The sequence below is a fragment of the Pedobacter nototheniae genome (assembly GCF_004335085.1).
GTDB classification, from domain to species: Bacteria; Bacteroidota; Bacteroidia; order Sphingobacteriales; family Sphingobacteriaceae; genus Pedobacter; species Pedobacter nototheniae.
On the sequence record NZ_RQRS01000031.1, the window covers coordinates 35,495 to 62,307 of the forward strand.

Consider the following 26,813-nt stretch of genomic DNA (forward strand, 5'->3'; position numbering starts at 1 on the left):
ACAGCAATCAATTCATATTATGGGTTGCTGTTTACAATAACCAGAGTGCCGGTGAATGCCTTTTCTCCGTTGTTTCGCTCAACAATATAATAGTAACCACCTTGTGGTAATAAGGATCCATGGAAAGTGCCATCCCAATCATTTTGGTAGTTCTTTGTATTGAAAACAGTACGTCCGGATCTATCCATAATCTTTACATAATTTTCAGGGTATTTTTGAAGGCCGAAAATTATCCACGTATCATTTTTACCATCTCCATTTGGAGTTAATACATTAGATACAATTAGGTCAGAATCTGCAGGATTTAAAGTTATACTGCTTGTAACAGTACAACCCATAGTACTTGTTGTGTGGAGTGTATAGGTAGTTGTTATAACAGGCTTTACAGCTAATGTTAGTCCGTTTTTTGAACCAAGAATTCCTGGTGCATCATCCCACAGGTAGGTGGTGGTGGTAACTGGATAATTGGTTTCTCCAGTTAAAATAACCGTTTTGTTTTTAGGAACTGCTGTTATGTCTGCATCAGCTGTTATTTTTAAAGTTGCAGGTGTAAATGCTATTTTAACATCTATTGTGGCTACATCAATACTGTAATTGTAGGTTCCGCCATTATCTTGTACCTTTAAGGAAATTGTTGCAATATCTCCATCTTTTGCCAAACCTGATGGTATTACTTTAAAATAAGCATAACCATTCTTAATCTCAGGAGTAAAGGAAAGATTAGAAAAAAGGTCGGGTTTATCAGTAGTTATTTCAATTACCTTTAATGTTTGTGTACTTTCATTGCCAGGCCCACCCAATAAATCTTGAATAACAAAACTTTCTTCTCCTATGCCACCACAAATATTACGGGTTAATATAGGTACGCTAGCTAAAGGAATATTATTAAAACCAGGTGTGGTTACTTCTTCCGTATTAGAAAACAACGAGGCTATATTATCCTTATAAGCCAAAATTTTATAATAATATTTTTTTGCTGGCCACACCGTTTTGTCTGTCGCACTATTTGTATTAGCATCTAGGGTTAGTAAATCAGAAAAGGTGATATTGTCTTCAGATCTTTGTAACACATATTTGGTCTCATCTGTAGCTCTATCCTGCCAAGTTAAATTTACTGATTTTTCGTCGGCACTTGTAATTTTTAAAAATGTAGGTGATAAAGGTCTGTTTGCTACTGTTTGAGTGGTAACTTCAGCCACATTAGACCAGCCCGTAACCGCAGTAACCGTATTACCTATTGCTTTTATGCGATAATAATACTTAGCACCATCTGCTAAATTATTATCAGTATATGATAATGGTGTTGCAGCTAAGGTTTCCAGTGTGTTATAGTTCAAGCCATCTGTTGATCGTTGTATAACATAACTTACTACTGGTCTGGTAACATCCTGGTTCCAAGTTAAAGTTACACTGTTATCTGTTGATGCAGATACTTTAAGGTTTGCAGGTAGTACAGGTGCGTTAGCATCGATTCCTAATATTTCCCATTCAGCAATTTGATAGCGTATACCATCCCTTGGTCCATTATTATTTGTAAAATTGATTTTGTAGAATTTATAGGCTGTTGTACCAGGATTTGTAAGGTAATAGGTGAATTTTTTTAGCCTGCTTTCGAGCCCCCCTTCTTGCGTTCTGGTATCTAATATAACCCATTGATTACCATCGTTTGATCCAGAGAATGTCCAATCTCGTGGATCGCGGGAAGGGCTATCATTCGCAGTTGTTAATGTATACCCATTTACAACATAAGATCCTTTTGGCTGGTAAGTTGCTGATAAATTTAAACCAACATTACTGTTAAACATCAGCCATTTCGTTGCTATATCGTTATCAATTAATTTTGAAGATTGTTCATCACCAGGGTTATCGGCGCTAACGGCTAGTGTTCCACCATCATCAGTAATATCTGTTTGGGCGGCGGTAATTCCGTTAGTAGTTACACTGGCAATTAAAGAATATGGGGAGTAACCAGTATAATTAAATCCTCTAATTCGGTATTGATAGGTTGTATTTGGACTGAGTGATTCTTCTATAAAAGAAGATATAGACTTGTCAAATTTCCCAACAAGTTTAAAATCAATATTATTGGTTGATTTTTCTAACTCAAAACTACCGGGAGTATTTATTGGATAAACCCATTTTAAAGTGGCATTAGTTCCTGTGTTTGTAGTAGCAGTTAAAGTAGGTAAGAGTGTTAGTATGTCGCTTTTCGTAGTTATTTTTACTATTGCAGAATAAGGAGAAGGAGCAACCTCATTTATTCCTCTTACTCTGTACCAATAATCGGTAGATTGAGTTAAGCTCGCATCGGCATAATTATTAATGTTTTTGTCAACCGAGCCAATTAAAACAAAATCAATTCCGTTAACAGATCTTTCCACTTGAAATTGACCTTTCGTGTAAATCACTAAGGTACCCCATGATAAGTTTGCTACGTTTCCAGTTAAACCCTGAGTTATAGTTAAAGTTGGGGCTGCAACTAAAATGTCGCTTGGAGCTGTTATAGCAGCTACATTTGAATATGGCGATGATGACTTATAATTTACACCTTTTATCCGGTACCAATAGTTTTTATTGCGGATACAAGTAGCATCCAAATAATTGATGGCATTTTTGTCGAATGTTTTCAGTAAAGTGAAATTAATTCCATCTTCAGATTTTTCCAATAAAAATTGACCTGGAGTATATATATTAAGGCCAGACCATGTTAACAAAATTTCTAAGCTTGAACTTCCCGCTGTTACAGATAGTTTTGGAGCATCTTTTAAAACATCATCTACTGTAGTAACTTTAACGGGTAAAGAATACGCTCGCTTAATGTCATCAACTACTGCTCTTATTCTATACCAATAATCAGTCCCAACTTGAAGTTTTGAATCATTGTAAAAAAGATCTGAGTTGGTTACTGTACTGATTAATGTAAAATCTACACCGTTTGTCGATCTTTCTATTTCATACTTTCCATTCTTCGAAATTTTATTCCAGGTTATTTTAGCTAAATCTCCTGTTAGGCCAGGGCTCGCATTAACTAAAGCAATTGGCTGATCATCTGAATAAGCTTCTAGTTCTCTAATATCTAATGATGTATTGGTAATGTTTGTGAAGGTAAACTTATAATACTTGTAAATAATTGTGTTAACTACTGTTGCATCAACTATTCTTTCAGTTGTTGATCTGGTATCAATATCATCCCAGGATACTTTATCTTGAGAACCCGAAAGTTTAATGGTCATACCGTTATTCGAGGAGTAATAATTATTTATAACGTAATTAACCAACTTGGTAGTCGTATTACATTCAACAATAAATTCTAATGTTGAAGATGGTGAAGCTCTATATTCGACATCTGTGTTGGTGCTACCATCATTTATAGCTTCAATTTTTCCATAAACTGTAGGCGTAAGGCAACTTATTTTGACATTGCCTGCTCTAAAAATATTTAGTTGAGCAAAAGCCGAATTGCCGACTAACAGCAAAAAGAATACAACAGTAAATTGCTTTATAATATTTTGAATTTTCATTTCCGTCTGTATTAATTTAAGGGATAAGTGTGTTATTAATTCCCTGAAGTTCTCTGTTATCTACACAACCGGGTATTACGATCAGGTCTTTTTTCTTGAGTATTTTCATCCTGCTTCTGCAGTAATTTTCACAATCAGCGTATCTGGCAGGACCAAAATCAAAGTTCATAATTCCTTTATAGCCCTTATCTAAAAGTGATTGCACATTTGCCTCACTTTGTTGTGAACTCCATTTTTCGCTAAAAAATAATCTGTTAACTGGAAAATTTAATGTGCCATCTGGAAATACACTAGAATATGTAGCAGGTGTACCAACATCAGCAACATCTCCCATAAGGAGGTTATTCCATGTTGATTGGTAAGCACCAGCATAAAGATCACAAATCACTAATTTCTCAGGCAAAAGTCTTTTAATTTCTGAAACAACCATTACAAATGATGCTGTACTATAATTTGAATTAGCGCTGTACTCATCATCAAATGATATGGCATCCATATCTAGTCTACGCATTTCAGAAGCTACGTGACGGGCAAAATCGGTCGCTTCATCATGTGTCATAAATCCAGTAAAGCTGGCGGCATCATGGTTGCCCAACAAATCCATGCCTACTTTTATCCCTTTACTGTGGATGTATTTTACATAACCAGCATTAAGTAAGGCTGTTACTTTATCATTGTAAGTAATATGTGTTTTTCCTGTAGCAGGATCTATATTAATATTTGGAGCAAAAATCATTGCTAAATCCACGAAAGGTGTACCATCTGGAGCAACATAGCAGGTTACGTTTTTAAAGGATGCATCATTAACTTCTACCCATGCAGCAAACATATTTTTTTTGGTAAGTAAACTGTTTTGGTCTACAATACCTGTAATTTTTGATAGCGCATTAACTTGATCAATAGAGTCTTTCTTTTGTTTAGCAATTTGCTCTAACCATGCGTTTCTGGATAAGATTGCATCGGTTTGTTTTTGAAGCCCTAATTCTGGAAATGGTTTCTCCGTAATTACTTTTCTACATGAAGTAATAATTAGTGCGAGTACGATTAAATAAAATAATTTTTTCATAACTAATATCTTTGTATTATAATTTTAGCTTTTATTAATTTTTATGTGCTTTTACAAATTCAAGTACATAATCTACTTGCCCCACCATACGTTTGCTGTTGGAACATCTTTTCCACCCATACGCTGTAAGGCTTCCTGATAATTTGTTGTATTATCTCCATTTTCAGTAAGCGGATAAGTCAATCTGCGAGGGATGGTTGCACCGGTAATATTACCAGGATAGTTTACTGGAATTAATGCAGGATAGCCTGTTCTACGATAATTACTCCAACTTTCAGGAAAATCAAAAAGTGTAGCAATCCAATACTGTGAGGCAATATCTTCTAAGGCTTTTTCTGGCGATGACTCATTTAGTGGATGCGTATTAATGTAAGCTTGCACTCCAGCGCCCATTGTTAATTCTCCGTTTAATAATTCTAAACCCTGCATGGCTGCAGTTACGCCATTAGCATAGCTGTCTTTCGCTGTTGAGGCACCAACGTTCCAACCTCTAACTTTTGCCTCAGCTAACAATAATTGGGTTTGTGAATAAGTAATTACAAAAATTGGTAACTTATTTAACCTGAATACACCTTTTGGTCTGGCATAGTTACCTAATGGTGCGAGATCTGCTCCTGTACCTGTGGGCCCTGGATAACCAGGAGCTTTAGTAATGGCTCGGTTTCCGGTTAAATCATAACCATTGGGCATTCCCATTGGTATTTCTGTAACGAAGCTTCCAGGGGCTGGGATAGTTTTAGTATAAGCAAAGCTTGGAGCGTCAATATTTTCATTATTGGTTAAACCTGCCGAAGCCTTTTCCGTGTATACATACAAGCGGGGATCATCATTTTTTTTCAAATAATCAATAAATGTAGATGACCAACGTACATCTCCGATATTTGCTTTAAGTGCATTTGAATTTCTGTTTTGAGTAGCATCATTTGTGCCGTCTAAATGCAATAACGCATTATCTGCATTGCTATCAAAGGTTTTGCCAGCACATTTCTCTGCATATTGTTGTGCAAGATCAGGCGCAGCTTTTGTTAAGCGCATAGCGATGCGAAGCATTAAGGAATAGCCAAATTTGCGCCATTGAACTATGTTTCCACTATAAAATAAATCACCAGTTACCTTTCTTTTACTTTTATCATCACTTAAAGCTAAAATTGCTGTTTCCAGTTTAGGTAGCATGTCTCTGTAAATATCTTCCTGTTTGTCGTATTTTGGATATTGAATACCGAGTTTGGCTCTTCCAGCTTCAGAGTAGGGGATATCACCATAAATATCTGTCATCCTTTGCATACTCATTATCCACATAATTCGAGAAACCTGGATTAGATTGCTATAAGATTCTGCATCTTTTTTTTCTGCTAAAAACTCGGCTTCAAGTAGTTTAGCTGATGCCAGCATACCATTAGTGAAAAAACGATTGTTGGAAGAATTTAGAAATAAATTGTATTTATCGCCACCACCGTAAGAATCTAATGTGGATGAAAGTACCTGTACCATTGGCGCCAATTCATACAGTTGATCTTCAGAAATGTTTCCATAATCAAGCTGTGCAGTCGTAAGCAAATAGTTTGGGTCAAAATTATTTTCATTAGATCTGGTCGGATCTATATTTAAATCTTTTTTTATGCAGCTGCATAGTGTCAAAATGCCTGCAAATAATATGTATGTTAATTTGGTTTTCATATTTATAGTTTGATATTCAGGTTAAGACCATACATTCTCGTACTCGGCAGGCCACCGCCTTCTAAACCTGCATTACCCGGTAAAGAAGAAAAAGAGGCTTCAGGATCGAAATTTTTGGTATGCTTCATTATGGTAAACAGATTACGTGTTACCGCCGAAACATTGATAGATCTAAAAAGAGATTTTTGAGGAGTTTTAGGCGTAAAAGTGTAGCCAAATGTTATTTGTCTAAACTTGATAAAACTGCCATCAAATACAGACATAGAGGCTACATTGGTCATTAAGCTTTTATAATAATCTTCTGCGCTAACCAAGATATCATTAGGTGTGCCATCTTCTTTAACACCTTTTACGATGATACCAGATTCTCTCCCTACAAGAGTTTCTTTATTTAAACCATAATAATTACTTAAGAAATCTGTTGCTGAAAGTACTTTAACCCCAAACTTATAATCGATTAAGAAAGAGAGATTAAATTTTTTATAGTTGAAATCGTTATTCAAACCACCATAATGCTTTGGTAAACCTGAACCCATAGGTGTTAAATTGCCCCTCATTGGAATACCACCTGGACCAACAACAATATTTCCACTAGCATCATATTTATAGTCGTACGCCATAATTTGTGCCATAGGCAATCCTTGTACACTTGCAACATAAGCACCATTACTGTATGGGCCCACTGATGGTCTGTACTGACCTTCTCCCTCTTTTCTTAAAGGTGCAGGATTATCTGTATCATCGATTTTTAATAGTTTGTTGTTTACGGTTGTATGATTAATTGAGGCTTTCCAAGAGAAATCTTTTTTATCGATAATTGTACCGCTTAACATCATTTCCACACCTTGATTTTGTGTAGATCCTAAAGGTTGATAACTAGCGAGGTATCCGGAGCTTGGACTAATTCTTTTCCGGATAAGTTCTCCAATCGTTTTTCTATAGAAATAGGTAAAATCTAAACTCAATCTGTTATTCAATGCTTTTAGCTCCGTTCCAATTTCAAACTCTTTCATCCGGTAAGGTTTTACATTTTCAGGGATAACTTCATCGCTCATTTTTCCATACCCTAAATTTTGATTGCTCCCAAGAACATTATAATATACTGATGTCATGTATGGATCAGCCTCACCACTGGTTTGCGCATAAGACATTCTTAGCTTGCCAAAATTTAATTGTGGAAGATTTATAAGTCTCGAAAACATAAAGCTGGTTGAAACAGATGGTGTAAAAATTCCTGAGTTTGTGGTACTGAATTTATCGTACCTTCCTGTTGTACTTAGTGTTATGTAGTTTAAAAAACTAATATCGGCGGTATAGTATGCCGAATTTGTTTGTTTAGCTTTCGGAGCTTTAATGTTGAAACCTGTGGTTTCTAAATTGGTGAGGATATACAAAAACGGTTGTTTAAAATTACTTCCATTGTTACCTAAATAATCACTATTATATTTTCGTATACTTCCACCAAAAGTTGCATCAAGCGTAAATTTTTCTGAAAGTTTTTTAGTGTAACCAGCTAGTAAATCGGCATTCATTTCTTGTGTTTGTTCTTTGGAAAGCTCATCTATACCGCCACTTCTTTTGTAACCAATTCCCGTTGGTTCTATTTTCGTTACGTTGTCGTTTATTAAATCATAGCCACCACGTGCTTGTAAAAACAAAGCTTTTGTAACATCATATCGTAAGGATACGGATGATATAAGTCGTTTTCTTGAGGTATTAGAAATAAGTTTATTGGCTACAAACCAAGGATTAGCTTGATATCCATCAGCATTCATTGCCCATTCATAACCACCAAGCTCATCATAACCAGGTTTTAAATAATTCGGATCAATATTTATAGGCAACAAACCCATTGTAAAATTTGCATTCCTACTCATATCACTAAGGTTAGTTCGCAGCTTAGCAACTTCATCAATATAATTAGTCATTACAGAAAGTTTTAGCTTTTGCGTAATGTTATGATTGATGTTTAGATTGGCCGTATACCTGGTAAGCCCACTATTTGGTAAAATAGACTGGTTATTCATGTGAGATAGAGAGAATCTGAAATTTCCTTTTTCCCCACCGTTTAAAATTGAAACCGTATTGGTAAATGCGGGAGCAATTCTATAAAAATCACTTTGTTGATTTTCTACCGGGCTATAAGGATAATATTGGCCATCATAAGAAAGAGCAGGGCTACCATCTAGCATTGCGCCCCAGCTATTTAAGCCAGCAGCAGTTAAATCACCCTTTTCTTTGGGTTTTACACCTTTAATCCCATGACCATAAGCTTTTTGATAATCTGTATAATTTATCATGCTATTCAGGCTGAAATTTCCGTTATATTCTACTCCAATTCCCTGCTGGTTTTTTCCACTCTTTGTGGTAATTAGAATTACACCATTAGATGCCCTCGCTCCATATAGTGCTGAAGCTGTTGATCCTTTAAGAACCACGATATTTTCAATATCATCAGGATTGATACTCGAAATGCCATCACCCATATCTTGTCCGCCATATACCCCTGCCGAGCCTTTTTGGGTATTATCCATCGGTACACCATCAATAACAAATAATGGACCTGTAGATGAACTAAAATTGCTAATTCCCCTTATTAAAATTCGGGCGGATGAACCTGGACCACCACTTACACCACTAATATTTAAACCCGGTACACGACCTTGTAAACTATACGCAATATTTGGTTCTTTTGCTTTTTCTAGTAGGCTACCATCTATTTTAGTTGTGGCATACCCAATTTTTCGGGCATCTTTTGTAATCCCTAATGCAGTAACCACAACTTCCAGGTTATTGCCTTCAGTTTCTAATAATGTAATGGTTAATTCTCTATCTGACAATGAAACCGTTTGGGTAATATAACCAACATAAGAAACCTCTATTGATGCTGCTGATGAAGACACTGTTAAGCTAAACTGACCATTTACATCAGTAAAGGTTCCGCTTTTGCTTCCGGTAACCCTAATGGATGCACCAACTAAAACACTGCCTGTTTTATCTAATACCTTTCCCTTAATTATTCTGTCAGCAGCATTAGGCTTTGTATCCACAGAAACACTATCTGCTGCATACAAAAGTATTTTTTGATCAATTACTTTGTAAAGGATATTCTTGTGGCTGAAGATTTTATCAAGTAAATCCTTTAATTTTAAATTTTTCTCATTTAAAGAGATTTTTGTTTCTGTATAGATGGCATTAGGGCTATACATAAATTTAACTTTAGATTGCCTTTGCACTTCTATCAGCACCTGCTTTATTTCCATATTTGTGGCAGTTATACTTACCTGCCTATCCAGTAAATCCTGTGCTTTTGCTTTCCCTGCGTAAACAGATTGGGCAAATACTAAAACAATAATAAGCTGGAATAAAAAGATCCTCAGAGTGGAGGACCAATAAAAGTTTGGTTTGGTTTTTTTCATATGTTATAGCATTTATTTACAGTGTTTTAACTGAAACGTTTTTGCTTATGAAATGCCCATATCTTTCCCCTTACACTTTAAATTGCCTTAGCCAAAAGACTTATAGCCCAAAGTGAGTATTGGATTAAATATCAAACACCATTATTAATGAAATAAACCTTTGTGTTTTTTGCAAAACATCTAACTGGTTAAATGGAGCAGTTAAATGTTTAAATTTTAGTTAAAAGTTCATCCACGGCAATAACATTTTCAATCAATCAAAAAATGATTATTCACAATTTCTATTGGTTAGAATAGATTTTTGGCAAGGCAATAATTAACTACAGCCTTTGCCCTTAATAACTATTTCAGTTCCTTTTACTTCATAACTGGCGTTTACGGCTTTACAAAGAATATCCAGTCTGCTGAATAAATTTTGATCCGAAAGATCGCCAGTGAAAAGACAACGTCTAAAGTTTTCATTTTCAAGCTTGATACTTATACCATAAGTATCTTGTAACATTGGGATGATTGTGGTTAGAGGGGATGACTCGAACTCGAAATTATAATTTAAGTTTTTATTAGTTTTTGCTATTGTGTTTTGTAGTATTGGCGTTGGTTGCTCAACCAACGTTTTGTTAAAAGATTTTTTATCTTCAATATATATAACCCTTTGGTTGGGTAAAATAATAACACCTCTAGCCGCTGTACCACGGGCTTTATATTTTATGTTTTCATAAACCTGTACCTTACCTGTGCGTACATTTACTTCTGTTTTGTTTGTTTTTTTGTCAAAACTAATATTGAAACTAGTGCCTAGTACCTTCGTTATCAGGTTTTCATGATACACAAGAAATGGTCTTTTATGATTTTTAGCAACCTCGAAAAAAGCTGCTCCATGTAGGTAAACTTTTCTGTTTTCTACAGCAAAATGCTCAGGATACGTTAACTCCGCATGGGGCTGAAGTATAATTATGCTACCATCTTCCAGATGAAGCTTAAGCGCCCGCTCAGAATTATTGGATAAATATTTAGTCTTTCCAGTAAGTGTCTTAACGTTTGTTAAATAATAGTTGGGAGTCTCTGAAACGAAATATCGAATGCTCAGAAAAATTGCAATAAATAAGGAAGCGGCAATTGCAATTTTAACAGCTAACTTATTAAATATTAATTTGTGCGTAGTGATTTTCTTTTTCTTAATACTTAAGAATATTTTTTGAAGTATAACTTCAGATCTATTGTCACTTAAATTTTCTCCTGGTAAATCAGAAGATTGAAGATTATTTAATATATGGTCTTTTAAAATAGTATCGTATTCATTTGTAGATGCATACCTAACCAATTCATCCAGCTCTGCTGTACTGCAAATACCTTCAGTATATTTATTGAGTAATAATTTAATTCTTTGGTTAGCAAGCATTTTACAAAGCTCTTTATATTAGGTCATTTAAATAATAGACAAGCGGGAAGGATATATGGAGTACATGAATGTAAAATTATTTTCGAAAAAATGTGAAAATGATTATTAATCCTATTTCTCCATAAGATTTGAAGAAAACTCTTAAGGATTGCAATGCTCTCGAAAAATGTGTTTTAACCGTTAACCGAGAAATTCCAAGTCGTTTTCCTGTTTCTTCATACGATAAGTTTTCATTGCGAATTAGATGATAAACTGCCTGTTGCTGTTGTGAGAGTAATTCTAAACCCTCTTGTAAGATTTTCTGATATTGAGCATTTTCAAGCTTATGATCGGTGTCATTATTTATTTCTTTGCTTTTTTCAAGCTGATAAGCATTATTTACATGCTCTTTGATTACTATTCGCTTGTGATAATTTAAAATCATGTTTTTAGTTAACGTGTAAATCCATGATTCAAAGGAGCGGATATTAGTCATGTTTTCTCTATGCTCCCAAACTTTAACGAAAACATTTTGTACAATATCTTCCGCCAAGAAAGTAGATTTAACATATAAGTATGCAACCTTATATATTTGTTTTCTATGCTGCTGATATAAAATTCGGAATGCATCTTCATTGCCCTTAGCGAGCAGAGATAATAGGTCGGGCTCCATTCTTTTAACGCACGCCTTTAATATGATTATATAACGATATTTTTACATTCACTGAGCGAACATAAATAATATAAATCGATTTACAGACGGATACAGAGAATAATTTAAATATTGAACCATTTCTATTTATATCCTGTTCATTAGCATAAGCACTTTTAGTGGATATTATCCAAATAGGGAAGTACATTAAACTAAAAATAAGGCTATTTTGAAGGATAAGTTAGTTTTCTATATACGCAATGTTACTGCAAAACATACTTTGGCTCTGCGTTAAGTAGCTTAAAATGAGTTGTTTGAGTTTTGGCTGTATATATGCGTATCTAAAATCTTTTAAGATAATGCTATCTATGTATATAATAAGGATATAGATAACACATATCATATATAATAATAAGTAAGTATTGAATAAAAACGAAATGATTGAACTGAGATCACTTTAACAAAAATATTTAAAATAAAGTTAGTTTAATGTTAATTGCGGTAGTGGTGGATGCCATCCGCAATTTTTTTTTCTAAAAATTTAATCCCAATTAAGTATTTCAAAATAATAAAAACATCTGGTTTGAACTTCTCACAATTTAACTTCATTTTCCCCATTAAATCGATCATCAAGTCTCTTGTTTTAATGAAAATTCAAAGTCAATATTGGCCTATCACAATTTTATCCCGTAAAATAAACTACGCAAAATGACTGCATTTATGATTATTGTTTTCGCTTAATGTATTGATAATCAGGCTTTTGTTTGTTTGCAGTATATCTGCGTATTCATTTTCTTTAAAAAAAAGCCTAATTATACATCACAAACGAACTATGTCTGTTTGCGTTCTACTAAAAGAAATTGATTACACACAATTATAAATTCTATGTTCAACTGGGTCCTTCTTTATTGGGATGTGAAGAAGCCCAGTTAACATGGATTATTTAAGGTGCAATAATTAACGTCTTTTTTAAAAAGAAATAAAACAAATTACTTCCTTTTGCACCCAAATCAACTGCAAAACACTTCTAAAGTCAACATCATCACTTGTGTTTATATAAATTTTATGAATATTTTATAATGTTTTTTGTAAAATTTTTGTTTGATTTATTCCTTAATCTTATTAGATTTGGATAGACATTAAATACTGCAATGAAATTTTGGATTTGTAATCCTGTATTTGTTATTAATAAAATACCCTAAATGAGGGTGTTATTAGTAATCTTATTATCCTTATTTGCCAGCTCAATATGGGCTAAAACGATATCGCCTCAAGATATTGATAATAGATTAAGCCAAGCGGAAAATCAATTCGTTAGCACTAATCCAGAAATATATATTAAATTTTGTCAGAGAATATTTAAAGATTCGCAACAGATTTCTTATTCAAAAGGAATAGCTTGGTCTGGCTTAAAAATTTGTGCGATATTTGATTTATTTGGGGAATATCAAAAGGCAGATTACTATTTAAAAATAGCTAAAAATGAGGATTATGCTAAAGAATCCGAGCTTTTTCAAACACATATTAACATAATATTAGCAGAAAGGTACAAACGTATAGGATTATATAAAGAATCCTTAAGCTATTATAAACTGGGATTACCTTTAAAAGGCGAATTAAATACTTCTTGCTTGGGTGCCTTATATAGTGGGATTGGCGAGAGTTTTTTAAAGTTGAATGTTAATGATTCTGCTCTCATTTATTTAAGGCGATCCTATAAAATCCTAAAAAATGCCAAGACAGTTTTTGATAAATCTGCCTTATCTGTAGCCTGTGGAAATATTGGAATTCTTTTAGGGAAACTTAAGAATGATTCGGCTGCGTTTTTTTTGAATGAAGCTTCAAGCGTAGCAAAACAAGCTAAAGACAATGGTTCAATAGCTAACGCAGAAAAGTGTAAAGGCATTTTTTATTTAGATAAAAGGCAAATTGATTCTGCAATTGTTCATTTTCAATCTTCTCTTCAGTTAAATGAAAGCATAAAGGCGTCTTATAATATTTGTGAGCTCTATGAATATCTTTATCTATCGTACAGGCTTAATAAAGAAATAGATAAGTGTGCATACTATCAGGATTTATACCAAACGCTATCAGACAACCTGGCGGAAAGAAAGAATTCTTCAATTCTTATTAAATCTATGGTTGATGATAATCAGGATGTTACAAATCGAAGTGAAGCTGGGTTAACGTATTGGCTTTTATTTATTGTTGTGCTGGCTATAGGTATAATTATCTGGATTTGTTATAGGATTAGACATCATCAGATTCATGGAAATCTTAGTAAAATAGAAAAAGAAAAACTTTTTTCTTCTGTTTCTGAGGTTACTAAACAACAGGAAAATGAAGTTGTAGATAAGTTAGTAAAACTGTCGAAAACTAAGGATGCGTTGTTCTTTGTTAAATTTAATGAGTTATATCCAGGCTTTAGAAGTAGAATGCTTCAAATGTTTCCAGATTTAAACAATACAGATTTGGAGTTTTGCACCTACCTAAAAATGCGTTTTAGTACTAAAGAAATTGCACATCTTTCTAATACCAGTTTACGTGCTGTAGAAACGAAGAAATATCGCATTCGAAGAAAACTTCAAGTGCCACCATCTGAAAATTTATCTGATTTTATCATAACAATTTCTAAATAATATCTAATGAAAATCCTCCCACTCTTCGCATTTCTTTTAATAAGTTATGGTTTATATGCTGTTAATTTACCTACTCCGATAGATATTGATAAAAGGTTAGCTGAATTAAATATTGTTTTTAATAAACAGGGACCAGATGTGTTTCTTAAAAAAACAAAGGAAATCCTAACGGATTCTAAAAAAATTGCTTACTCGAAAGGAATAGCTGGTGCAAGCTTAAGAATTGCCTTGGTTTTAGCAGATTCGGGCGATACAGAACAGGCAATTCAATATTTCCAAATGGCAGATAATGAAAGTTACGCGAAGGAAACCAAGGAGTTTCAGGATCAATTAAATTTCTCTTTTTCTTTATTGTACATGCAGAAAAAGATCTATGATTTAGCCTTAGAGAAACTACGAAAACTACCCAATAAACCCGAACTTCTCTATATTGCTAAGTGTAGTAGTATGGGTAAGTGTTTTTCTGAACTTAAGCTTCCTGATTCTACCATTATCTATTATAAAATGGCAATTGAGCAAGCAAAAGTGGTAAAGGGAGATAATGTAAAGTCTCTGTTGATAGATACTTATTGTAAGCTTGCGTATTTTTTGATGAATAAAAAGCAAAATGATTCTGTTGAACATTACCTTAGCGAGGCCTCAAAAATTGCAAGAACAGCTAATAGCAATTACTCTATATATATAACAACTGAAGCGGAAGGGGTTTATTTTTTAAATATTGGAAAAGTGGATTTAGCTATAATGCATTTGGAATCTGCACTTGGCTTTATAAAAGATTCAAGTAGCCTTTATGAGATTAAAGATCTTTATAATAATTTATATAAAGCATATAAGCTAAAAGGAGATAAGAGCCAATCTGCATATTATTTTAACCTGTATAGAACTGTTTCAGCCAATATTAAAGAAGGAAAAAACACTTCGATTGTCATTGATAATTTAATTAAAGAAAATCAAGAACGGTCCAAATCAAAAAAAAGGAAAATGTATGTATTTATTTTTGCTGCTTGTTTTCTTTTTATAGCTTTTGTTATATTTAGTTATCAGAGGATTAAAAAGTACAAAAAAAATAGAAGCCTTTTTGCAAAGGAAAAGGATGAACTATTACAGTCTATAACGGTTACCCAGAGCCCAGCAGAGATAAGTGTATTTGATGCTCTTTTTGAGCTCGCCAAAACTAACGAGAATGCCTTTTATACCGAATTTAAACGTCAGTATGTTCATTATGAAGAAAATATGTTTGCGAAATTTCCTGATCTTAATGAAAATGATCTTGTGTTTTGTGCCTATTTAAGAATGAATTTTGATACCAAAGCAATATCCAGATACACACACATCGCTGTTCGATCTGTTCAATCAAAAAAATATAGAATCAGGAAAAAATTAAATATAACTCCAGAAGATGATTTAAATCTTTTTATTGGGAGTATTAATATACTTTAGGAGACTTTTACAAGTCTTCTAATAATAATTTCAATTGCATTTGTTAAATAGTTCCAAGGGGTCAGCAATTTTTTTTTCTTGGGCAAGCTTTAAATATTTACAGCCATTAGCTTTGTCGTTCAGCTTAAAATAGGAAACCCCTAAATAATATTCAGTTTGCCCTCCAGTTAGCTGATTCGTGTTACATGCTTTTATAAAGTAGGGGATAGCCTCTTTGCTTTTGCCGATATTATAATAGTAAAATGCAATGTTTTGGAGTATAGCGGCATTATCAGGAAACTGCTTTAACCCAATATTAAAAATCTTTAAAGCTTCGTCATTTTTTTTTGTTGCCAGTAATTTTTGGCCCTCGTTAACATACTTAGTGGCAATGATTTTATTACTGAGATTAATTACTGAGGTATCATTAGGGAAATCTTTTTTGCCGCTGTCTATTAAGCTATTCAATCCGGTATAGCTTAATGTATTTAACGCGATTACAGTATTTTGCCAGTCGCTTGATTTTTTAACAACCGAATTTACTGTTTTATACAATTTTAGTATTTCCAGCGAATCTTTCTTTAAAGTGGCAAGCTCGACCGCAAATTTATAATTACGAGAATTGTTTGGTCTGGTATAGATGGATAATTTAGAATAAAAGTATGCACTATCAATATTGTTTTGATTTATAGATGCTATACATTTATAGAAATAAATATTTCCCAAATAAGGATTTATTTTATATGCCATATCAAAATATTTTGTTGCCTTATTAAACTTTTTCTCACGTAAATAATAAAGTCCGATACATTCGTAAAAAGGAACAGAACTATTAAGCACATTAGGGTACAATGGTTCTTGACTAGCTGCTTCATCTCCGGTTAAATTTGTGTTCTGTTTAGCTTTAACTAAATTATCATCAGCCATAAATTGGTATTCAAGTTTTGATGTTTGATCACTTTGGTAAGTAATATATAAAGGAATTGAACAAACTAGGATAAGAAAAATGGGTAATAATTTAATTTGCTTTCCAGCTGATTTATAAATTACGGGTTTAATGTCAATATTTCCTATTGTAAGTACCATTAAAAGGCAAAACTGCAATTGCATTGTTGGTATGTAAAACGGGAAGTTAAAACTAGAATCAGTTGCTAAAACAATAAGCATTAAGAGCGATAATAACGCGATAACTTTTACCTGTGGGTTTTGAGCTTTTAAAATTCTACTTAAATTCAGGATAAAAATTAAAGCGAAAAGAGCTAAATAAACAAACCCATTAAGAAGCCCCGTTTCTGCAAAGCATTGCAAAAAATCATTATGTGTGTGTAAAGAAAGAGCATTTTCATTTATTGCTTCGTATGGGATAGATTCCACCTTCCAGTTATCAAGCCCGATACCCAAAACAGGGTGGTTCTTAGCAAATTTAATAGCATTTTTCCATAGCAATAACCTTGTGTTAATGGATGCATCGCTATTATTTGTTTGCCCCAAACGGTTTAATGTAGACGAAAATCTGCCATTATCCTGAGCTTTTTTAAAGGTTATATTTGCAACCATTAAAGAAAAAATGAGAGGCAATATAATATACAGAAGTTTTATTGCTATGTTTTTTTTGAAGGAATTAACTTTAAGATTATACGCTATAAATATCACTACAATAATAAACAGAGCCAATAGTGAAGCCCGTGCGTTTATCAGAAAAATAATAGTGGTTGCAAGCAATAGTGCTAAACTTAAAAGCCATTTTTTCCAGCCTTTAAAATGAATAATACCAGTCATTATAATTGGTATTTTAATTAAAATAGACATGGAAAAAATATTGATATTTCCACCGTTTCCTTTAAGATAGGTTGAATCAAAAGCGTTTGCGAAAGTATCGCTTTTTAAAAGATTATAAAATCCATGGAGCGAATACAATGCCTGTAAGCAAACACTTATTCCAATTATAAATACAATCTTATATATTAGGTATAATCGATTATAAAAAAGTATAGCTAAATTAATGAGCATGCCAAATATTACCATTATTTGAGCCATAGCAACAATGCTTAATGATAGGTTCCTTGCCGAAAGAATTGATAAACCACAAAGGAAAATGAAGATTACATAGAGCTTAAAAACATAACTACCTTTAAAGGGTTCAAATATTGTTTTTGAGTATAATGAGGGATTAAAATAAAGGTAGGTACTGATCGCAATATTTAAAATTGTAAGATACAGATATTGAGGTTTAATATAATCTATACGCCCAAAAGATGGCAAAAAATCGATTACCAAATAACAAACAAAAAAGCCAATTACGATCAAATCATATTTAGTGCTTGCTTTTTCATCTTTCTTTTTTGACAAATAAGCCACGGAGAGTTCTCCTTTTTTCATATTTATGGATAATTTAAAAGGATGTTTTAATAAAATAGGGGATTGAATTTTAAATGGATTTCTCTAAATTCTTCGGAGACTTTCTATAGAAACACGAATATAAATTAAAAAAAGGAAAGCTCGATATCCTCATATATTGCCAAAAAAACTATAAAACCCATTCAATCGGGTGCTTTTTTAGGTATTTACCCTAAATTTTTGTTTATTAACTATTTTATTTTCTGTGTGTTATGAAGTTTTTTTAATGAATTCCACTAAGCAAGTAGAAAAAATAATTCGTGTAGATTTACAGCGATTTTATATGATTTGCAGTATCAATGCGTAGTTTTTTTTTGCTGATAACTTAATTATTAGTGTAATCTTTGGGCATTAAAAATCAATGAGTGTTTAATACATTTCGATTTATTATCTAATTCGTAGAACATCAAATACATTTAACATGAAATTTCTTTAATGACCAACTTACAGAAAACCTCTACTTATAGTAAACTAATTTGTTTAATGTTAGTTTGCCTTGCCAGTGTGACATTTGGGAAAAATACAATAAAGCATAAGTTAAATACTAAAACTTATGGTTTAACCAATTCCATAATTGTTAAATCCAGTAAACTGTTACCCCCTCGGCATACTAAACATTATATTGCGCCTGCGCCTTGGCAATACTGGAGTGATGCTAATGAAATAGTAGTTACGGCAGAAAATTCAGAAACTATTAACGGAACGATAAAGAAAAGTGATGGAAGTGTGGTTACAAGTTTTACCTGTACCCAAAGTGAACCGTTTGTTTACCGATTTGTTGGAAAACCTCTTGATTTTCCAAATTTAGCTTTAAACACAGTACTTGATGGCGCCGGCTTAATTGTAGAAGGTACATCCTCTATTTCAGTAAATATAAGGAATATAGCATCTGATGAAATAGAGGGTGGAAACAATTTTATAAAAGGAAATGCCTCTCTTTATAGTTTTGGCGATGCTGGAATTGGCATGTACTTTCGTGTAGGTTATTATAGAGATGGAGCAATAGATTATACCGGAACTTTTTATCCAGTATACAGCATTATGGCAATTGCAGATAACACCGTGGTTACAATTGATGGTGAAGTTAAAGCTACCCTAAATGCAGGGCAGAGTTGGTTATTTAATGCAAAAATGGGGGCTTTAGTTGAGGCAACTGGTTTATGTGTAATGAATACGGGCTCAAATTCAGATACCCCTGAAGATTGCGGTGATGGTACCTTTAATCCAATACCGCCAATATCATCATTGGAAAAAGAATATTTAGCAGTAAGAGGACAAGGCAATTTAACTGCTGAGCAATCAACCATTATAGCAACAGAACCAAATACAGTTGTTACAGTTACAAATTACGATGTAGGAGGTGGACAACAATCTACAGAATCCTTTACATTAGCCAACGCTGGTGATTTTAAAACGATTAACCACGGTTTCATTGATGGAGACTATAACACAACGGACAATAATGGGCAATTTTCCTCCTCATTAATTGTAGGAGATAAAAATATAGAGGTTTTTGCAGGTACGGCTTCTGGAAACTGTGAGGTTGATATAGCTGCTCTAGTTCCAATATCAATCTGTTCAGGGTCAAAAAGAGTAGAATTTAGTAAATTTACGGATTACAATAAAAACGATTTAGATTACTTTGGGTACATATTTACAAAAAGTAGTACTGACAAAATTTTTATTACAATTATTGACAGCTATCTTACTCCATATGCGACACTTGACATTGAAACTTTGCCAGATGTGGGAAGTCGTATACCATTAGGAAATTCTGGGCTTTATATGATTAAATTTTCAAATGATAGAATTGGTTTGCCAAGTACAATTATCCTCGAAAGTGCATCAAGTCTTACCGTTTCGGTAGTGCAATCTGGACAAGGTTTTTCTATGTCTAACTTCATTTCACATTTTTCCGAAAAGGCAGATCAGCCTGAAGTATCTGCAGTAGATTGTAATACTCCACTACTTGCATCAGTACCAAATGGTGATCCTTATCAATGGTATCTTGATGGACAACCAATTGATGGTGCTATAAGTAGTTCATATCCAGTTACCTCTTCTGGTAATTACTCAGTAAGTTATACCATGCTATGTGGTATGAGTGCACCTTCAAACCCAATAAAAGTTGAACCTTGTAATGTTGATCTCTCTATTATTAAAACGGTTGATCAGATGTATCCAGCATTAAATGGAAACGTAGTATTTACGCTTCAAGCTGGAAACTTAGGCGGTCGTAATGCAACTGGGGTAGTTGTTAATGATTTGCTTCCAGATGGGTACGAGGTTATTTCGAATGAAGCATCAGTAGGTAGTTATGAACCCTCAACAGGGATTTGGACCATCGGCGATTTGATGAGCAATGGCAGCGCAACTTTAACAATTACTGCTAAAGTTGTGAAATTAGGAATTTCTAATAGTACGGCAACTATAACTGGTCCCTTGCTTGATGTGGCAGCCACTAATAATCAAAGTTCTATTTCTACTGCTACAAGTTCTAGTTTTCGTAATACGTGTGTAAATTCAGTTATGGAACCAATTATTTTTGATATTTTACCAGGTACAACAATTACTGATGTTACAGGCTTACCTTCAGGAATAACGTGGGCATATGATGATGATACAAGGCAAGTAACCATCAGCGGAACCCCAGATAAGGTTGGACCAATAATGGCATTTGGGCTGTTAGTTAGTGACTCAGTAAGCATACCAGGTTCTATAACTGTTGGTACCTGTATGATGATGACCAACCCTATGATTCCTGCCAAGGTGAACTAATTACAAATCTTTTAATAATTCTTTTTGAATAATCATTCAAAAAGAATTATTAAGGTTGTTTTATAGTCTGTTTTAGTATAGAGTTACCTTAGTTTTAACAATCATCTACCTCAATCACTAAACTATTTCATGTTTATGTGCTTGTTTTGCCATTAGCTTTAGTTCACTACTAAGTGAGAATATAAATAATAAAGCATTCCCTATAATTTCTAAAAAAAAAAATAATATGACATTTCAAAATTTGTATTAAAAACAGATTTTGAGTTCGTTTTGTCTGTTTAAGTGGTGTTTTGCAATGTAAAAAATAGCTATTCCTCGCACCAATATCACCTTAAATTACCCTGTTGGCACATTGTTTTATACTGCCAAACCCGGCGATGCCAACTATGAAAACACAATTGTTGCAGGTGATTTTCCTGTAGATCAGTCCAGTAAAATTATCAAGTATTATGCAGTTATGCCAAACGCTGCAGTTGATTGCTTCTACTTAAAGTTACAAACTCAAATGGGCGGTTGTATGATGATGACCAATCCTATGATCCCAAGTAAATTTAAAAATGGTAATTAGAGTTTATATGGATCCTAATTAGGTAAATAACACATACTGATTTTAATTAATATTTTTCGTAAAATGCGTATAATGATAAGGATAGCTCCTGTATTATTATACGCATTTGTACTGCATTTTTAGATTTGTATGATAAATTTCAATTTTAATGTGTTAATAGTTAGTTGATTAGGTATTGCGGTATATGTGCGTAGTATGATTAAAAATACATTTAACTATGTTTAATACTTAATATTTTATAGTGTTAAATGTATACTCTATGACTAATAATTATCTCATTAAAGGATCTGTAATATTGCTAGTACTGTTAAATCTTACGCAAGTAAATAGTAAATTATTTGCACAATCAATAGGAAAAGAATTTACACAAAGAATCTCCTCCCAAGCGCAAGGAGATTTTAAAAACAAAAAAATCTACAATTTAAAGGGCGATTTTACAATGATTGGCAATGCCAACGCCTTTGTTGATCCCTATAGTGATGATGGGAAAAATAACAGTTATATGAAGTTTAATAAATTGTTAAAAGATCCTGCTAATATTGTTAATTCATCTTCTGCCGACTTTGTTTTACCTACTGGAATTGATATGGCCTGCACTAAAATTATTTATGCAGGTTTATATTGGTGTGGAAGGACTGATGAATTAGCGGATGTGTTAGTCAAGGATGAAAATTTAGGAAATGGATTGAATAAGAAAAAGATCAAGCTTAAAGTTCCAGGAGCAGCAGCTTATGTTGATGTTACCGCTGCTGCAACAGATATTTATTATGGAGCCGACAACGTAAACTATATGTATACGGGCTATAGTGATATTACCGATCTTGTTAAAAATGCTGGTTTAGGAACCTATGCGGTTGGCAATATTGCAACCTTTGAAGGGGCAGAAAAAACCACAGGTTATTATGCTGGATGGGGGATGGTAATTATTTACGAAAATAAGAAATTACCCTGGAGAGATATTTCAGTATTTGATGGATTTAGCTTTATTAATAAAGGAAATCAAACATTAAGTATATCAGGTTTTAACGCAGCCCAAAATGGCGACGTTAAAATTAGAATGGGTATGATGGCGGCAGAGGGAGACAGGGCAACATCAGGTGATTATTTTAAGATACAACAATTAAATACCAGCAATTGGATAAGTTTATATCATTCCCTTAATATGGATAAGAATCCAAATCCTGCCAATACAAGTACCAACTTTTTTAATTCATCAATACTTACAGGTGGCAATTCACGCAATCCAAATTACCTTAATAATTATGGTATTGATATCGCGATGTTTGATTTGCCTAATTCCAATAATGCTCTGATTGCCAATGGACAAAAAAGCACTCAATTTCAATACGGAACTGGAGGTGATGTTTATAGTATTTTCAATATAACCTTTGCAATAGATGCATATGTTCCAGCTGTTGAAGCGTTAAATATTTCAATCAATAATATAGATAATAAAACTCAGGTAAATCCTGATCAGGAACTAGAATTTGAGGTTGATCTTTATAATAAAGGTAGTGAGGCTATAAAAGATGCGGCTATAGAAATAATCCTTGCTCCAAATGTTAATTTCGTTAGTGCAGATGTTGTTTTAGGTGGAGGAACAGCAACCTGGGTGCATCCAACTGATTTTACAACATACCCAGGAGGTAAAATTATTTGGAATAAAGGAAATATTTTATTGCCAACTGATCCTAATAGTATTATTGGAAAACTAAAATATAAGGTTAAGGTAACTAATAATTGCGCTTTGCTAATCACAAGTGTATCAAACTGTGCCAAAACAATAGCCTTGCCGGGTAAAATTTCCGGAACAGGAGCAATTTCTTCCGTTGCTTTTGAATCGAAACTTATAATTGGCCACTCCGATGGAGTTTGTGAAGGCAATTCTATTGAAGAACCTTTTACAATGTACATTAATGTTGATAATACCTTTACTGCTAGTTGCCCTAAACTTAATGAAGATGGTGCCAAACTAATTAAAGTATGTGCCGGGGAAATTCTACGTAATTATGTTATGGATGATTATCCTTTAGGCACTTTGTTTTATAGCCAAGTACCTGGTAGCCCCAATTATGAAGCCTCTATCGTTACAGGTAATTTTCTTACTGATCAATCAGGAAAAATAAAGAAATTTTACGCAATAGTACCAGGTATAGATATAGGTTGCTATTTAAGATTAGAAACACTTTATGGTGGCTGTGTTATGATGAGTAATCCTATGATTCAGTCCAGATTTTTGAAATCAAATTAAGCATTGTTTACTGTCTAAAATTAGTTTCACTATTTAAAACTATTGTTAGAAAATAAGCATGTTTATAAAGACATATTTGTCCTTTTTTGGAGATGTTAATGCCTAAATGTTAATATTTCCTATAACAGAAACAAAAATTTATATACGCATACTTACTGCATTTTAATATTTGAGTGTAATTTTGTTTTTGTAAACATCTGTTAATTAAGGTGTTGTAATTTTGCAGTATTTGTGCGTAGTACTCAATAAAGAAAATACGAGACTACATGTTGCATCTTTGCACCCGTAAGATCATCCGATTACATCCCTGAGTTAGATTACATTCCATTTATTTAAATCATCCGTTAATCACCAATTTTTGAAAATACTGAGTAAGCTTTTGTTACGGAAAGTTCTAGTTCGGTTATTGGGAAATTAATGGAAGATGAAATAACGTTTTGTAGATAAATTAAAATTTGATTATTAAAAGTAATCGATGATAAACTGAAAAACTGAATAAAAAATGATGAAAAGATTATTAGTAGGCCTATTTCTGTTATTTGCATTTTCCACCGCAATGGCACAGCAGAAAATAAAGGATGGTACCATCACTGGTGGTAACTTATCGGCCAAGGATGCCATTCTTGAATTGGAAAGTAACAATACTGGTTTGTTGCATACGCGTGTTTCGCTGGTGCAAACCTCAAGTCCGGCACCTCTCAAAACGCACACCGCGGGGATGATGGTATATAATATTGCAAAGGCAAATGATGTAGTGCCAGGCATTTATTATAATGATGGAACAAAATGGGTGTTAGCAGGAGCGGGTGCAGCAGCAAATATTAAATATGATGCATCCACATCAATTCTATCGTACATAGATGCCAATAATACACCGGTATCTATAAACTTTAAAGATTTAATAAAGCAAAATGGAATAATTACAACTTTCATCGATAATAAAAACGGTACTTACACTTATACAGCAGAGGATGGAAAAATTACAGTAGTAAATGTTCCAGCCGATCTAATTAATAATTTTCAAAGTATAGTAAATGATAAAGCTGTTAAACAAATTATAGAAGGTTTAGTTAAAAATATTAGTGGTAGTGTAACATTTGATGGTACAAACTTTGTTTCCATAGATGGTAACGGTCAAAAACAAATCATAAATATTGAAGATGCAGTTAGAAAAAATCAACTTAGCTCAAGCGTTGTTGATGGAGTGACTACAAGTGTAACTTCTAAACTTTCGGAAAGAAATAGCCATAATACAGAATATAAACTTGAAGTTAAGGATGGTTCAATTACCGCAAAGCAGATCGCAGACAATACGATTACTTTAGATAAGATCAAGGTTGATGCGAATATACCTACAGGTATGATTCCAATGGTCGGTGCAAGTGGCACGATTACTTATGTAGATCCTAAAACAGCATCAAACACATTAATAGATAAGAAATCGATTAGTACCGATGGTATAGTATTGGTAAATGGTTTAAATGGTTTAAGCAATTCAGTATTAGCTGATGCAAGTTTAAGCATTGCACCGAAATCGATTACTGCGAATCAGATTGCAGACAATACGATTACTTTAGATAAGATCAAGGTTGATACGAATACACCTATTGGTATGATTCCAATGGTTGGCGCAAGTGGCACGATTACTTATGTAGATCCTAAAGCAAGCTCAAGCACATTAATAGATAAGAAATCGATTAGTACCGATGGTATCATTTTGGTAAATGGATTAAGAGGTTTAAGCAGTTCAGTATTAGCTGATGCAAGTTTAAGCATTGCACCAAACTCGATTGGTTTGGATAGAATGAAGGTTGATGCGAATACACCTATTGGTATGATTCCAATGGTTGGCGCAAGTGGCACGATTACTTATGTAGATCCGAAAGTAGCATCAGGCACATTAATAGATAAGAAAGACATTAGTACCGATGGTATAGTATTGGTGAATGGATTAAGTGGATTAAGCAGTTCAGTTTTAGCTAATGCGAAATTAAGCATTGCACCGAAATCAATCACTGCAAATCAAATTGCAGATAATACGATTACCTCAGATAAGATCAAAGTTGATGCAGGAGCAGTCACAGGCATGATTCCAATCGTTGGTGCAAGTGGCACGATTACTTATGTAGATCCTAAAGTAGCATCAGGCACATTAATAGATAAGAAAGACATTAGTACCGATGGTATCGTATTGGTGAATGGATTAAGTGGATTAAGCAGTTCAGTTTTAGCTAATGCGAAATTAAGCATTGCACCGAAATCAATCACTGCAAATCAGATTGCAGATAATACGATTACCTCAGATAAGATCAAAGTTGATGCTGGAGCAGCCGCAGGCATGATTCCAATGGTTGGCGCAAGTGGTACGATTGTTTATGTTAATCCAACTTCTACTACAGATAACTTAACGAATAAGAAAGACATTAGTACCGATGGTATCGTATTGGTAAATGGCTTAAATGGTTTAAGCAGTTCAGTTTTATTAAATGCGAAATTAAGCATTGGCGATAAAATGATTACCGCTAAACAGATCGCAGACAACACGATTACCTCAGATAAGATCAAGGTTGATGCCGGAGCAGCCGCAGGCATGATTCCTATGGTTGGAGCAAGTGGAACGATTGTTTATGTAGATCCGAAAACAACATCAAACACATTAATAGATAAGAAAGACATTAGTACAGATGGTATAGTATTGGTAAATGGTGTAAGTGGGTTAAGCAGTTCAGTTTTATCTAATGCAAAATTAAGCATTGGAGATAAAATGATTACCGCGAAACAGATTGCCGACAATACGATTACCTCAGATAAGATCAAGGTTGATGCCGGAGCAGCCGCAGGCATGATTCCTATGGTTGGAGCAAGTGGAACGATTGTTTATGTAGATCCGAAAACAACATCAAACACATTAATAGATAAGAAAGACATTAGTACAGATGGTATAGTATTGGTAAATGGTGTAAGTGGGTTAAGCAGTTCAGTTTTATCTAATGCAAAATTAAGCATTGGAGATAAAATGATTACCGCGAAACAGATTGCCGACAATAC

13 protein-coding genes are annotated in these 26,813 nt (G+C 33.6%); 6 read left to right on the forward strand and 7 right to left on the reverse strand.

The genetic code is table 11. The features are described from left to right. Nucleotides 1–17: 17 nt before the first annotated feature. The 6 genes from EHC72_RS20750 to EHC72_RS20775 all read right to left on the reverse strand — a co-directional run bounded on the left by EHC72_RS20750 (nucleotide 18) and on the right by EHC72_RS20775 (nucleotide 11,734). Nucleotides 18–3,521: a T9SS type B sorting domain-containing protein gene (locus EHC72_RS20750; protein WP_131539640.1), complete on the reverse strand. Its 3,504-nt coding sequence runs from the start codon at nucleotides 3,519–3,521 to the stop codon at nucleotides 18–20. Between the two features lie 16 nt (nucleotides 3,522–3,537). Then, a complete protein-coding gene (locus tag EHC72_RS20755) occupies nucleotides 3,538–4,587 on the reverse strand; it encodes a glycoside hydrolase family 18 protein (protein WP_131539641.1) in 1,050 nt (349 codons plus the stop codon). Nucleotides 4,588–4,659: 72 nt separating this feature from the next. Then, nucleotides 4,660–6,264, reverse strand: a complete 1,605-nt coding sequence (locus tag EHC72_RS20760) for a SusD/RagB family nutrient-binding outer membrane lipoprotein (protein WP_131539642.1) — start codon at nucleotides 6,262–6,264, stop codon at nucleotides 4,660–4,662. A 2-nt stretch (nucleotides 6,265–6,266) separates the two neighbouring features. Beyond that, a complete protein-coding gene (locus tag EHC72_RS20765) occupies nucleotides 6,267–9,683 on the reverse strand; it encodes a SusC/RagA family TonB-linked outer membrane protein (protein WP_131539643.1) in 3,417 nt (1,138 codons plus the stop codon). Nucleotides 9,684–9,999: 316 nt separating this feature from the next. Beyond that, entirely contained in the window at nucleotides 10,000–11,082 is a 1,083-nt protein-coding gene (locus EHC72_RS20770) for a FecR family protein (RefSeq protein WP_131539644.1), read from the reverse strand. Between the two features lie 76 nt (nucleotides 11,083–11,158). Beyond that, on the reverse strand, nucleotides 11,159–11,734 hold the full coding sequence (locus EHC72_RS20775) for an RNA polymerase sigma factor (protein ID WP_131539645.1): 576 nt from the start codon (nucleotides 11,732–11,734) through the stop codon (nucleotides 11,159–11,161). 1,181 nt (nucleotides 11,735–12,915) lie between these two features. Here EHC72_RS20775 and EHC72_RS20780 point away from each other — a divergent pair. Together EHC72_RS20780 and EHC72_RS20785 are read left to right on the forward strand one after the other, a co-directional pair. Beyond that, on the forward strand, nucleotides 12,916–14,352 hold the full coding sequence (locus EHC72_RS20780) for a helix-turn-helix transcriptional regulator (RefSeq protein WP_131539646.1): 1,437 nt from the start codon (nucleotides 12,916–12,918) through the stop codon (nucleotides 14,350–14,352). 279 nt (nucleotides 14,353–14,631) lie between these two features. Beyond that, nucleotides 14,632–15,792 (forward strand): helix-turn-helix transcriptional regulator, encoded by a 1,161-nt coding sequence (locus tag EHC72_RS20785; RefSeq protein ID WP_165585904.1) that lies wholly within the window; start codon nucleotides 14,632–14,634, stop codon nucleotides 15,790–15,792. Between the two features lie 30 nt (nucleotides 15,793–15,822). Here EHC72_RS20785 and EHC72_RS20790 read toward each other — a convergent pair whose 3' ends face one another. Then, entirely contained in the window at nucleotides 15,823–18,150 is a 2,328-nt protein-coding gene (locus EHC72_RS20790; protein WP_131539648.1) for an O-antigen ligase family protein, read from the reverse strand. Between the two features lie 453 nt (nucleotides 18,151–18,603). Here EHC72_RS20790 and EHC72_RS20795 point away from each other — a divergent pair, with 453 nt between their 5' ends. The 4 genes from EHC72_RS20795 to EHC72_RS20810 all read left to right on the forward strand — a co-directional run. Continuing rightward, nucleotides 18,604–20,946: a DUF11 domain-containing protein gene (locus EHC72_RS20795; protein WP_131539649.1), complete on the forward strand. Its 2,343-nt coding sequence runs from the start codon at nucleotides 18,604–18,606 to the stop codon at nucleotides 20,944–20,946. Nucleotides 20,947–21,298: 352 nt separating this feature from the next. After that, entirely contained in the window at nucleotides 21,299–21,514 is a 216-nt protein-coding gene (locus tag EHC72_RS20800; RefSeq protein WP_131539650.1) for a hypothetical protein, read from the forward strand. A 259-nt stretch (nucleotides 21,515–21,773) separates the two neighbouring features. Then, the gene (locus EHC72_RS20805) at nucleotides 21,774–23,765 is read left to right on the forward strand and encodes a DUF11 domain-containing protein (RefSeq protein WP_131539651.1); all 1,992 of its coding nucleotides are present in this window, start codon (nucleotides 21,774–21,776) and stop codon (nucleotides 23,763–23,765) included. 502 nt (nucleotides 23,766–24,267) lie between these two features. Beyond that, the coding region (locus tag EHC72_RS20810) for a hypothetical protein (protein WP_211660340.1) at nucleotides 24,268–26,813 on the forward strand (2,546 nt) is incomplete at its 3' end.